This window comes from Microbacterium sp. SGAir0570 (genome assembly GCF_005491085.2).
Classification (GTDB): Bacteria; Actinomycetota; Actinomycetes; order Actinomycetales; family Microbacteriaceae; genus Microbacterium; species Microbacterium arborescens.
In genome coordinates this window covers 2,610,016-2,622,190 of the sequence record NZ_CP027929.1, presented here as the reverse complement: position 1 = coordinate 2,622,190, position 12,175 = coordinate 2,610,016, and the positions used below count along the sequence as shown (strand labels likewise).

At 70.3% G+C, this 12,175-nt stretch carries 13 protein-coding genes; all 13 read right to left on the bottom strand.

Features of this window, described 5'->3' with window-relative positions; genetic code table 11:
- Positions 1–19 precede the first annotated feature (19 nt).
- Complete coding sequence (locus C1N74_RS12480; protein ID WP_023955572.1) at positions 20–1,000, bottom strand: NADP-dependent oxidoreductase; 981 nt, start codon at positions 998–1,000, stop codon at positions 20–22.
- 123 nt (positions 1,001–1,123) lie between these two features.
- Positions 1,124–2,566, bottom strand: coding sequence for an MFS transporter (locus C1N74_RS12475; protein WP_023955570.1), 1,443 nt, complete (start codon positions 2,564–2,566; stop codon positions 1,124–1,126).
- 221 nt (positions 2,567–2,787) lie between these two features.
- On the bottom strand, positions 2,788–3,138 hold the full coding sequence (locus tag C1N74_RS12470; RefSeq protein WP_064955711.1) for a hypothetical protein: 351 nt from the start codon (positions 3,136–3,138) through the stop codon (positions 2,788–2,790).
- Positions 3,139–3,178: 40 nt separating this feature from the next.
- Positions 3,179–3,652 carry a 6,7-dimethyl-8-ribityllumazine synthase gene (gene ribH / locus C1N74_RS12465; RefSeq protein ID WP_023955566.1) on the bottom strand — a complete coding sequence of 158 codons (474 nt, stop codon included), beginning with the start codon at positions 3,650–3,652 and terminating at the stop codon, positions 3,179–3,181.
- Entirely contained in the window at positions 3,649–4,968 is a 1,320-nt protein-coding gene (locus tag C1N74_RS12460) for a bifunctional 3,4-dihydroxy-2-butanone-4-phosphate synthase/GTP cyclohydrolase II (protein WP_023955564.1), read from the bottom strand. The genes ribH and C1N74_RS12460 overlap by 4 nt, the downstream gene beginning before the upstream one ends.
- On the bottom strand, positions 4,965–5,597 hold the full coding sequence (locus tag C1N74_RS12455) for a riboflavin synthase (RefSeq protein ID WP_023955562.1): 633 nt from the start codon (positions 5,595–5,597) through the stop codon (positions 4,965–4,967). The genes C1N74_RS12460 and C1N74_RS12455 overlap by 4 nt, the downstream gene beginning before the upstream one ends.
- The gene (gene ribD, locus C1N74_RS12450; RefSeq protein WP_088380547.1) at positions 5,597–6,679 is read right to left on the bottom strand and encodes a bifunctional diaminohydroxyphosphoribosylaminopyrimidine deaminase/5-amino-6-(5-phosphoribosylamino)uracil reductase RibD; all 1,083 of its coding nucleotides are present in this window, start codon (positions 6,677–6,679) and stop codon (positions 5,597–5,599) included. Before ribD ends, C1N74_RS12455 begins: the two co-directional genes overlap by 1 nt.
- 260 nt (positions 6,680–6,939) lie before the next feature.
- The gene (locus C1N74_RS12445; RefSeq protein ID WP_064955708.1) at positions 6,940–7,803 is read right to left on the bottom strand and encodes an Fpg/Nei family DNA glycosylase; all 864 of its coding nucleotides are present in this window, start codon (positions 7,801–7,803) and stop codon (positions 6,940–6,942) included.
- A gap of 69 nt (positions 7,804–7,872) precedes the next feature.
- Complete coding sequence (locus C1N74_RS12440; RefSeq protein WP_137750633.1) at positions 7,873–8,436, bottom strand: GNAT family N-acetyltransferase; 564 nt, start codon at positions 8,434–8,436, stop codon at positions 7,873–7,875.
- Positions 8,437–8,510: 74 nt separating this feature from the next.
- Entirely contained in the window at positions 8,511–9,041 is a 531-nt protein-coding gene (locus C1N74_RS12435; protein WP_023955552.1) for a hypothetical protein, read from the bottom strand.
- Entirely contained in the window at positions 9,034–10,038 is a 1,005-nt protein-coding gene (trpS, locus tag C1N74_RS12430; RefSeq protein ID WP_137750632.1) for a tryptophan--tRNA ligase, read from the bottom strand. The genes C1N74_RS12435 and trpS overlap by 8 nt, the downstream gene beginning before the upstream one ends.
- Before the next feature lie 75 nt (positions 10,039–10,113).
- Positions 10,114–10,983 carry an exodeoxyribonuclease III gene (locus tag C1N74_RS12425; RefSeq protein ID WP_023955548.1) on the bottom strand — a complete coding sequence of 290 codons (870 nt, stop codon included), beginning with the start codon at positions 10,981–10,983 and terminating at the stop codon, positions 10,114–10,116.
- Between the two features lie 3 nt (positions 10,984–10,986).
- Positions 10,987–12,147: a YihY/virulence factor BrkB family protein gene (locus tag C1N74_RS12420; protein ID WP_071919210.1), complete on the bottom strand. Its 1,161-nt coding sequence runs from the start codon at positions 12,145–12,147 to the stop codon at positions 10,987–10,989.
- Positions 12,148–12,175: the final 28 nt, after the last annotated feature.

Here is a 12,175-nt window from a genome sequence, read left to right as displayed (position 1 = left end):
TGCCCGGGCGCGATCGGCGCTACGACTCGATGACCTCGCGGGCCTTGCGGATCCGCCGAGGGTTCACGGGGTGCGTGGCGAGCACGACCTTGCCCCGGGAATGCAGCTTCTGAAGGTCGTCGTACGCCTCGGCGACATCGGCGAGCGGGTAGAAGCCCGACACGAGCGGAGAGACCACCCGCTTCTCGGCGAGCTCGACGACCTTTCGCAGTTGCGCCGTGCCGTGGGCGACGGCGTCGGGGCTGTCGGAGAGCAGGGCCACCTCGCGATCGCGACGATCGGCGCTCGACCGGAACCGTCCCGCGGGCACGCCGAGAGCCTCCGCTATCTCGTGCCCGTCCTGCCCGAAGTTGTCGATGAACGCTGTCACGCCCCCGGGTGCGATGGCGCGGATTCGCTCGACGATCCCCTCGCCGTAGCGAACCGGCTTCACGCCGAGCTGGCGCAGATAGTCGAAGTTGCGCTCGCCGCACGTGCCGATGACGCGCGCGCCGCGGTGCATGGCGATCTGCGCCTCGATGCTGCCGACGCCACCGGCCGCCGCCGAGATGACGACGGTGTCGTCGGCGCCGATCTTCAGCTCGTCGAGGATGTCGAGGGCCGTGGTGCCCGCGAGATACAGCCCGCCTGCTGTCTCGAAGGTCACGGCGCGAGGCTTGCGCACCAGCCGGTCCACCGCGACCGTGACATGGCTCGCATGCGCACCCGACCGCAGATGACCGACGACATCGGTGCCGACGGGGAACCCGCTGGTGCCCGGGCCCGCAGCGATGACGGTGCCTGCGAAGCAGCTGCCCGAGCGGCGCGGATAGGGATCGTCCCACTCCTTCTCGGCACCGGAGCGCACGAACCCGTCGATGTGGTTGAGCCCCATCGTGATGACCTCGACCGTCACCTCGCCGGCGGCGGGTTCTGGCAGCGGTCGCTTCACCAGACGCAGGACCTCAGGACCTCCGGGCGCGTCGTATTCGACGACCGCTGCCTCGGTGACTTTTCTCATGGCACCCTCCTGACCTGAATGTGAATCAGACAGTAGACCGCGCATCCGGGGGCGGGGAGAGCTTGACAAAGACGGATGCCGCGAGCCCGAAGGCCCGCGGCATCCGTTCGTCCGGAGTCGGGATCAGCGCGTGGCTGCCGCGTCGCCGATGTTGGTGTCGTACTCGGAGTCCTTGGTCTCCTTCGACAGCCACAGGGCGATGAAGGTGAGCACGGCGGATGCCGTCAGGTACACGCCGACGAGCCACGTCGATCCGCCCGCGAGCGCCCACAGGGTCGTCGCGATGCTGGGGGCGACGGCCGCGCCGAGGATCGACGCCACGTTGTACGAGATGGCCGAGCCGGTGTACCGCACGTTGGTCGGGAACAGCTCGGGGAGGAGCGCCCCCATCGGACCGAACGTCGCGCCCATGAGCATGAAGCCGAGTACGAGGAACGCCTGGACGAGCGCGCCGGTGAACTTCGGGTCGAGCTGCGGCGCGAGGAACACCGCGAACAGCAGGCCGAACACGGCGATGACCCCGGTGACCCACAGCAGCAGCTTGCGGCGGCCGATCGCGTCGGCGACGGGGCCCGACAGCAGCGTGAAGATGCCGAAGAAGATGACGCCGACGATCTGCATGATGACGAAGTCGGTGAACCCGAACCCAAGGCCCGGGACGTAGGCCGCGGCATCGAACGTCGCTCCCGACGCCTCGGCGGTCGCCTGCGCGGCCTCGAGGGTCGGCTTGGTGCCGTACGCGAGGGTGAAGCTCGTCATGAGGTAGAAGAGCACGTAGGTCGCGAGCATGATGAACGTGCCGAGGATCAGCGCGCGCCAGTGGCCGCGGATGACGGATCCGAGCGGGAACTTGCGGATGGCGCCGGTCTTCTCCGCCTTGGCGAACGTCTCGCTCTCGACGAGCTTGAGACGCACCCACAGGCCGACGATGACCATGACCGCCGAGAACAGGAACGGCACACGCCAGCCCCAGGCGAGGAACTCCTCGGAGCGCTGAGCCGGGCCGTCGGGGTGGGGCAGCGCGAAGTAGATCACGAGGAAGACCGAGTTCGCGATGATGAACCCGATCGGAGCGCCCAGCTGGGGGAAGGTTCCGTACCAGGCGCGCTTGCCCTTCGGGGCGTTCTCGGTGGCCACGAGTGCCGCTCCCGACCATTCGCCGCCGAGGGCGAAGCCCTGAGCGAGGCGCAGCACGAGAAGCAGCAGGGCCGCCCACCAGCCGATGTCGTTGAAGGTGGGGAGGCATCCGATGAGGATCGTCGCGATGCCCATCGTCAGGAGCGACGCGACGAGGGTCGCCTTGCGGCCGAACTTGTCGCCGAAGTGACCGAAGACGACGGCGCCGATGGGGCGGGCGATCATCGCCGCGCCGAAGACCGCGAACGAGGCCAGGAGCGACGCGGTGTCGTCGTCGCTCGGGAAGAAGAGGATCGGGAAGACCAGGACGGCCGCGGTCGCGTAGACGTAGAAGTCGTAGAACTCGATCGTGGTGCCGACGAGGCTGGCGGTGATGACGCGGGAACGGGGGTTCGCGGGCGCGGCGGGGGCCGCGGTGGCGGATGACATGTGCGGTGTGATGCCTGTCTGGGAGAACGGGTGAGCGCCCTCGTGGGAGCGTGCCGGTGGGCGGACGTCCGAGGCGGGGTGGTGCGGCGGACGCTCGACGCGGGGATCACCGGCGGCGTCGACGGTGTCGGCGACGCACGATCGTCCATTCTACGGCGGATGCCGCGACCCGGCGTCCGAGTCGCGGCATCCGCGTGCGTGGTGGGCCGGGGCCCGCGTCGTCAGCGCCAGAGCACCGCGATCGCGACGTTGGCCACCGTGCCGATTCCGATCAGCCAGAAGATGGCGGCGGGAACCGACTGGGTGCGCTTCTGGCGGGCCGAGCCGATGCCCAGCAGTGCACCGATCACGAGCAGGATGACGAGCTTGACGGCGATCTTCGTGTAGTTGAACTCGTGGTCGGTTCCCCACGGTGCTGCCAGGGCGAGCCCGGCGACACCGGCGACGAGGAGGCCGTAGCTCATGACCCGCGTGATGCGGCGGGCACCGAGGGCTTCGACGAGCCAGGCGCCGAAGAGCGTGGCGAAACCGATGAGGTGGACGACGAGGACGATTCCGCGGAGCGTTTCCATACCCTCAGCCTAGCTGAAGGTGTGGGGTTCCGACACGGTGTCAGCCGCGAAGCGTACGCAGCGTCAGCGCGGTGCGCAGCGCGGCATCCGCGGCCTCGGCACCCTTGTCCTCCTTCGAGCCGGGCAGACCCGCCCGGTCGATGCCCTGCTGCTCGTCGTCGAGGGTGAGCACGCCGAAACCGACCGGCTTGCCCGTGTCGATCGCGACGCGCGTCAGCCCGTCGGTGGCCGCCGACGACACGAAGTCGAAGTGCGGTGTGCCGCCGCGGATGATGACGCCGAGGGCGACGACGGCATCCGCTCCGGAATCCAGCGCGGCCTTCGCCACCACCGGAAGCTCGAAGGATCCCGGCACGCGCACGAGGCGCCAGGCCGCACCCGACTCCTCGAGCACGCGCTCGGCGCCGGCGATGAGACCGTCGGTGATGACGTCGTGCCACTGGCCGGCGACGACGACGACCTTCAGGTCGCTCGCGTCGATCTGCTGGCGTTCGGGGGCGCCGTGTCCGCTCATGCGATGTTCTCCGAGTTCTGTCGGGGGTCGGTGGTCTCGTCCGCGGTGGCTGCGGCTGTGCCGCGGGCGAGCGCCGCGCTCAGCTCGGCGTCGTCGATGATGTGCCCCATGCGGTCGCGCTTCGTGGCGAGATACTGGTGGTTGTTGGCGCCCACGCCGACGAGCAGGGGAACCTGCTCGGCGATGTCGAGGCCGAGCGCGCGCAGCTGCGACACCTTGTCCGAGTTGTTCGTCAGCAGCCGGATGCTGCCCACGCCCAGGTCCGCGAGGATGCCGGCCGCCGCCGCGTAATCGCGGGCGTCGGCGGGGAGCCCCAGTGCGAGGTTCGCATCGAGGGTGTCGAGCCCGCGCTCCTGCAGCTGGTAGGCCCGGAGCTTGTTGATGAGGCCGATGCCGCGACCCTCGTGCCCGCGCATGTAGATGACGATCCCGCCGTCGCGGTCGATCGCGTCGAGAGCGGCATCCAGCTGCGGTCCGCACTCGCACTTGAGCGAGCCGAACGCCTCGCCCGTGAGGCACTCGGAGTGAACGCGCACGAGCGGGGCGGCCTCGGTCAGGTCGCCCGAGACGACCGCGATGTGGTCGGTCCCGGTGACGCGATCTTTGTAGGCGAGGAACCGGAACGCGCCGTGCGAGGTCGGCACCTGCGCCTCGGCCCGCAGGCTCACGCGGCGCCGGTTCGATGCGGCACCGCCGGCGGGACGCGGGTCGGTCTCGTCGAGGTGTGCGATGAGCTGCTCGATCGTGATGACCGGGATGCCGTCGCGCTCACCGAGCTCGAGCAGACCCGGCATCCGCATCATCGAACCGTCATCGGCCACGATCTCGGCGATCGCGCCGACCGGCTCGAGACCGGCGAGCTGCATGAGCTCGACCGCGGCTTCGGTGTGACCGCTGCGCTCGCGCACGCCGCCCTCGACGGCGCGCAGGGGGAGGATGTGGCCGGGGCGGATGACGCTGCCCGGCGTCGACGCGGGATCGGCCAGCACCGTGAGGGTGCGGGCCCGGTCGGCGGCGCTGATGCCGGTGGTCACGCCCTCGGCAGCGTCGACCGACACGGTGTAGGCGGTGCCCCGAGCGTCCTCGTTCGTCTCGACCATCGGGGGGAGGTCGAGGCGATCGGCCCACTCGGCGGGCATCGGAGCGCAGATGAAGCCGCTCGAGTGACGGACCGTCCATGCGATCCACTCGGGCGTGGCGAGGGCGGCCGACAGGATGACGTCGCCCTCGTTCTCGCGGTTCTCATCGTCGGCGACGATGATCGGCTTTCCGGCCCGCAGCGCGTCGAGCGCTTCGGAGAGGGGAGAAAGGCTCATCGGGAGCCTCCTTCGTTCGAAAGGGTGGTGAATGCCAGCAGCCGCTGGACGTGTCGGGCGAGGATGTCGGTCTCGAGGTTGACCGCGTCGCCGGCGATCCGGTCGCCGAGCGTCGTCGCGGCGAGGGTCTCGGGGATCAGGGAGACCTCGAGCCACGCCTCCGGCACGATCGCGGCGCTGACGTCGCTGACGGTCAGCGAGACGCCGTCGACCGTGATCGAGCCCTTGTCGACGACGAGCGGGGCGAGATCTGCGGGCACCGAGATGCGCAGGACGCGCCACTGCTCGCCGGGACGCACTTCCAGGACGCGGCCGAGGCCGTCGACATGTCCCTGCACGATGTGCCCGCCCAGGCGGGTGTGCGCCGCGAGCGCGCGCTCGAGGTTCACGGCCCGGCCCGGCTCGATCCCGGTGAGGCTCGACACGTCGAGGGTCTGGCGCATCACGTCCGCCGTGAACCAGTCGTCGCCCTGATCGACCACCGTGAGGCAGACGCCGCTGACGGCGATGGAGTCGCCGTGGCCGGCATCCGACACCGCCTTCGGCGCACGCACGGTGATCCGCACGCCGTCACCCGACGGCTCGACGGCGACGACCTCGCCGATCTCTTCGATGATTCCGGTGAACATCAGGCGTCTCCTTCGGACGGGGATGTCGGGGGCACGGGGGAGGCGATCACCAGCAGGTCGTCGCCGAGAGTCTCGATCGAGCTCACGCGCAGACGTCGCTGGTCGGCGATCGTCTCGACGCCGAGCGAACGCAGCGCCGGGCGGTCGTCGCCGGCTGCGCCGGAGCCGATGAGCGTCGGAGCGATGTAGGCCAGGATCTCGTCGGCGAGTCCGGCACGCACGAACGCGCTCGCGATGGTCGGGCCGCCCTCGACGAACACGCGCTGCACACCGAGTTCGCGCAGCTCCGCCATCAGCGAGGGCTCGTTGGAGCTCTCGCCGCCCAGGTTCTCGCCGTCGCGGTGCAGGAACGGCAGCGGATGACGGCGAACGAGCGCGTCGTCGGGCACGGCACGCTGGCCGAGGACGACGGGCATCGGCTGCCGGTCGTGCAGGGTGCCGTCCGGTCGCCGGGCGGTCAGAGCGGGGTCGTCCGAGAAGAGCGTGCCGGTGCCCACGACGATGGCATCGGCCTCGCTCCGGCGGCGGTGCACGTCTGCGCGCGCGGCGGGGCCGGTGATCCACTGGCTCGTGCCGTCGGCGGCCGCGGCGCGACCGTCGAGCGACTGCGCCCACTTCACGGTGACGTGCGGACGACCGAGGCGTTGCACGGTCAGCCAGTCATGGATGAGGGCTCGGCCCTCGTCGGCGAGCACTCCGTCGACGACGTCGACCCCGCCATCACGCAGGCGCTGCGCCCCGCCGGCCGAAGCGTCGCCCGGGTCGGACGCCGAGTAGACCACACGCGCGACGCCGGCCTCGATGAGCGCGAGCGCGCACGGGCCCGTGCGGCCGGTGTGGTTGCAGGGCTCGAGGCTCACGACGGCGGTGGCGCCGCGGGCGGCCCCCGCGGGCAGCTGAGAGAGGGCGTCGACCTCGGCGTGCGGAGTGCCCGCGCCGCGATGCCAGCCCTCTGCGAGCACCGAGCCGTCGGGCGCCAGGAGCACGGCGCCGACCTGGGGGTTCAGCCCGCGCGGACCGTTGCCGGCGAGCTCGAAGGCACGACGCATCGCGGCGATCTCGCGGTCGGTGGTGCCCGGCATCCTTCGTCCTTCGGTCAGTCTCCGGGGACGCGGGTGGGCGCGCGCAGCGCGAACGCTGCCGTGCTTCCTCTCATCCGGACTAGCGACTCGCGTCGCATCACCGTCGGTCCCGGAATTCCACCGGATCAACCTCTCGGCCCGAGGGCCTCGAGGGTCGCGGACTCTCACCGCCGGTTCGGATTCTCACCGACCCCGGAGCACGTTCAATACTCCGATCGTACTCAACGCGCGGACGCTCGCGGCATTCCCGACTTCCGCCGTCACTTGAGCAGGCGTGAGAGCCGGCGATCGGCGAGCAGCTTGCCGCCGGTCTGACACGTCGGGCAGTACTCGAGGCTGTTGTCGGCGAAGAAGACGCTGCGCACCTCGTCGCCGCACACCGGGCACGCTTCGCCGCGGCGGCCGTGGACCCGCATCCCGCGGCGCTTCGCGTCCTTCAGATCGGCGGGCGGCTTGCCGGATGCCGCGGCGACGGCTTCGGCCAGCGTCTCGCTGAGCGCCGTATAGAGCCGGTCGATCTCGGCGTCATCGAGGTTCGCCGCCAGTGCGTACGGAGACAACTTCGCGACGTGGAGGATCTCGTCGGAATAGGCATTGCCGATTCCGGCGACGATCGACTGATCGCGTAGCACGCCCTTGATCTGCGTGCGGCGGCCCGCCAGCAGGCTCGCGAGGGCGTCGCGGTCGAACGAGGGATCCAGCGGGTCGGGACCGAGTCGTGCGATGCCCGGCACCTCGGCCGGATCGCGGACGACGTAGACCGCGAGCGACTTCTTCGTGCCGGCCTCGGTCAGATCGAAACCGGAGTCGTCGTCGAACCCGACGCGCAGCGCGATCGGGGTCTTGCCGGGGCGGATGACGGTCGACGGCAGCGCGTCGTACCAGCGCAGCCATCCCGCCTTGGCGAGGTGGAACACGAGGTGCGTGCCGCTGTCGGTGGCGAGGTCGACGAACTTGCCGTGGCGGGCTGCGGCGGTCACGGTCGTGCCCTCGAGGGTCTCGATCGGCGGGTCGTAGGTCTTCAGGGCAGAGATCGCGCTGACACGGGCTTTCGTGATTCGGCGCCCGGCGAGGCGACCGCCGAGGTAGTCGACGAGTCCCTGCACTTCCGGCATCTCGGGCATGGCGTCATCCTGGCACGCACCACCCCCACCGGGCACGGGGTTGCGCGCGGCGGCGCTGCCGGTCGGGGTTCAGTCGGTGAGGATCGGCCAGGGCTGCGGGGCGCGGTCGTCGGTGGGCAGGATGCCGGCGATCCAGCCGTCGTGGCGGCCGCGGATGTCGGACAGGCCCTGGCGCAGCATCCCCTCGTACCGGAACCCGAGGCTGCGTGCGGTCCGCGCCGAGGCGATGTTGCCGGCGACAGCCCGCCATTCGATGCGCGCGAGCGCCAGCGGCTCGGCGAACCCGAAGTCGATGACAGCACGGGCGGCCTCGCTCAGGTAGCCGTGCCCGCGCGCCGGCGCGCTCATCCAGAACCCGATCTCCGCGGCACCGCCCGGGCTCACGCGATGGAGGCCGATCATGCCGATCCAGGCGCCCTCTCGGCGGATGCCCCACGTCAGCTCGGACTGTTCGTCCCACCAGCCTGCGGCCTTCGCGACGAAGTCCTCGGCGTGCTCGCGCGTATAGGGAGATGGCAGGGTCGTCCAGCGCGGCACCTCGGGGTCCTGAGCCGTGGTCGTGATGGCATCGACGTCGTCGAGCGTGGGGATCGACAGCTCGAGCCGCGCGGTACGCAGGGTCACCGGTTCCATCCCCCGACCCTACCGAGGTCGGGTGCAAGGCCGGTCAACTACCCGGCCCCGGCGAGGACCGGGCCGTCCCGGGATCAGACCGACGGGTTTTGCGAGATGTAGACCGCCATCGCGGCGAGGTTCGACAGTGGGGCCATGGCACCGTTGCGGGGCGCGTCGAAGACCATCGCCTCGACTCCGGCCTCGGCGTAGGACGCGACCCAGGCCGCCGCCGAGGGAAGCGGCACGGCGAGCAGGCGCGACGCCTCCTCCTCGGGCAGGCCGAAGCCGAGCGCGGCTTCATGCGCCCGGTCGGCTGTGGAGAACGCGAAGATCACCGCGCCTTCGTCGGAGCGCAGGGCGAAGGGAGTGGGCTCGTCGTCGGAGCCTCGGGCGATGAAGAGCCAGCGGTCGAGCGCGAAGGCGGCACGCCAGAGCCGCTCCTGCACCGCGGCGTCGGCGGGGGCGGCCTTCGACGCGGCCGCAGCCTCGTCGAGCGCCTCGATCAGCGCGGGCGCGGGCTCGGCCGGCATCTGTGCGGGACCGCCCGGCGTCGCGGCATCCGGGCCGCCCTCGGCCGCAGCAGGCAGCTCCGGGTCGCGCTCGGTGGATTCGTTGTCAGACACGACGCAGCAGTCCCAACTTGTCGTAGACGTCACCGAGGGTGCGGTCGGCAACCTCGTCGGCGCGCGAAGCGTTCGACGCGAGCACCCGGTCGAGCTCGGCGGGGTCGTCGAGCAGCTCGAGGGCCCGCTCGCGGACCGGTCCGAACTCGGAGACGACGACCTCGCCCAGGCCCTTCTTGAAGTCGCCGTAGCCGCGACCGGCGTACTCGTCCTCGATCGAGGGGATCTGACGGCCGGTCAGTGCTGCGTAGATGACGAGGAGGTTCGACACGCCGGGCTTGTTCTCGCGGTCGTAGCGCACCGAGCCCTCCGAATCGGTGACGGCGCGCATGATCTTCTTCGCCGACACCTTCGGGTCGTCCAGCAGCCACAGCACACCGGCATCCGACTCGGCCGACTTCGACATCTTCGCGGTCGGGTTCTGCAGGTCGTAGATGCGGGCGGTGTCCTGCTGGATGACGGGCATCGGCACGCGGAACGTCTCGCCGTAGCGCGAGTTGAACCGCTCGGCCAGAGTGCGCGTCAGCTCGACGTGCTGCTTCTGGTCGTCACCGACCGGCACGATGTCGGTCTGGTAGAGCAGGATGTCGGCGGCCATGAGCACGGGGTAGGTGAAGAGCCCGACATTGGTGGCGTCGGCGCCGTACCGCTGCGACTTGTCCTTGAACTGCGTCATCCGGCCGGCCTCGCCGAAACCGGTGATGGTCGAGAGCACCCAGGCGAGCTCCGCGTGCGCGCGGACGTGCGACTGCACGTAGAGCGTCGAGCGGGAAGGCTCGATACCCGCCGCGATGTACTGGGCCGCGGTACGCCGGGTCTTCGCGCGCAGCTCAGCCGGGTCGTTCGGCTGGGTCAGGGCGTGCAGATCGACGACGGAGAAGAATGCGTCGTAGGTGTCCTGCAGGTCGCGCCACTGCATGAGAGCCCCGATGTAGTTGCCGATCTGGAGCGAATCGGCGGACGGCTGCATTCCGGAGTACAGGCGGGGCTTGGTCACCAGAGAAGTCTACGGGCGTCCTCCCCAGCCCTGTCGCCCCCAGCCCTGTCGTCCCGGTCGCCCCCGGTCGTGGGATCAGCCCGGGAAGACGTAGTCCGCCACGACGGGGGCGTGATCGCTCCACCGGGTGTCCCACGACGGCGCGCGCACGACGTGGTAGTCGGCGACTCGCTCCGCGAGCTGCGGTGTGGCGAGGTGGTAGTCGATGCGCCACCCGGTGTCGGTGTCGAACGCCTTTCCGCGGTTGGACCACCACGTGTAGGGGCCGTCGACCTCGCCGGCGAAGGTGCGGCCCACATCGACCCATCCGAGACCCGTGCCCCGTTCACCGTCGACGGTGTCGATCTCGACGCCCGCGGGGGCGGTGAACCGGTCGAAATACGCGCGCTCGCGCGGAAGGAAGCCCGCCTTCTTGCGGTTGCCGCGCCAGTTGCGGATGTCGAACTCGCGGTGCCCGACGTTCAGGTCGCCGGTGATGACGGCGAGCTCGCCGAGCTGCGGCATCCGCTTCTCCATCGCATCGAGGAAGGCGTACTTCGCGACCTGCTTCTCGGTGTCGGCCTCGCCGGTGAAGACGTACGCGCTGACGACCGTGAGGTGTTCTCCCGCGACCTCGATGTCGGCCTCGACCCAGCGACCCTTGGAGTCGAGGTCGTCGTCGCCGAGTTCGATGCGCCACACGTCGAGGGGCTCGCGGGCGGCGATCGCGACGCCCGCGCGCCCCTTGGCGAGCGCCTCGTCCGAGACGAAGTGCCAGCCCGGCAGCGCCGCCGCGAGATCGGAGGCCTGGGCGCGGACCTCTTGGAGGGTCAGGATGTCGACGTCGGCGGTCTCGAGCCACTCGTGCATGCCCTTGCGAGCGGCGGCGCGGATGCCGTTGACGTTGACGGAAGCGATGCGAAGACGGCGTGACACGTCTGCCAGCGTAATCGCGACCGCCGACATGGCTCAGCGAGCGGCCCGCTCCTCCGCATCGAGGCGTCGGAGCAGCTCGCGAGCCCGATTCACGTCACGCCGCGCGGGAACGCGCTTCCACCACCCGGCCTCGGCGAGAGCATGCTCGGCGTCGCGCAGCTGCGCCTCGGCCACCACGCGCAGGGCCCGTCGCTCGTCGGCGCGGCGCTCCTCCTCGGTCTTGACCTCGAGCGGGATGTCGTCATCAGCGGCCGACACCGCGACCCATGAGGCCGCGACGAGGATGACGATTCCGGCGAGGCGCAGCCAGAGGAGGAACCCGATGAGCACCGAGAACGTCGCGAGGAGCGGGTTCGTGGGGGAGTAGACGGCGAGGAAGCCGGCACCCAGCTGCAGGACGCTCAGCGCGGTGCCGCCGAAGATCGATCCGGGGATGATCTTCCGCCACGGCAGCGCGGTGCCGGTGAGGAATCGGATGAGCGCCGTGAGGGCGGCGGCGTTGATGACGATCGCGACCAGCACCGACGCGAGCCGGCTCAGCACGTCGATCGTCGTCGACTCGTAGGGGATCTCGAAGAGGTCGAACAGTTGCCGGACGATGCCACCGGCGACGAGGCCGAGCGCGGCGCCGAGCACGAGCACGAGGCCGAACAGCAGGGCGGCGCCGAAGTCGCGCAGCTTCAGGAGCACGTAGTTCCGGGTGTCGAAGGGGAGCCCGAAGATGTCGCGCACGGCGCGGCGGGTGAACGTCACGAAGCCGATCGCCGTCCAGATCGCGACCGCAAGCGCGACGGCACCCGTCACCGCCAGGACGCTGCCGCTGTTGCGGGCGATGTCGGCGACGTCGCTCGGCGAGACGGGACCGCTGCCGGAGATCAGGCCCGGGATGTAGCTGTTGACGACGTCGATCAGGGCGTCGATCGCCATCGACGAGCCGCCGAGCCAGAGGCCGACGACGGCGAACGCCGTGTAGATCGTGGCGAAGAGGGCGAAGAGCGACTGATAGCTGATGCTCGCCGCGAGGAGGAAGCCGTTGTGGCGCAGGAAGTGGCGCCAGACGCGGATCGGGAACCAGCCGAGCGTGCGACGGGTGATCGTCGTCGCACGCTCGATGGGCTGGTCGAGACGCTCGCGCAATCGGGACGAGTCCCACCGTTCGCGAAGCGCATCTGTCGCCGAGGGGTCGGGATCCACGCCTTCGAATCTACCCGCGGCGGGACGG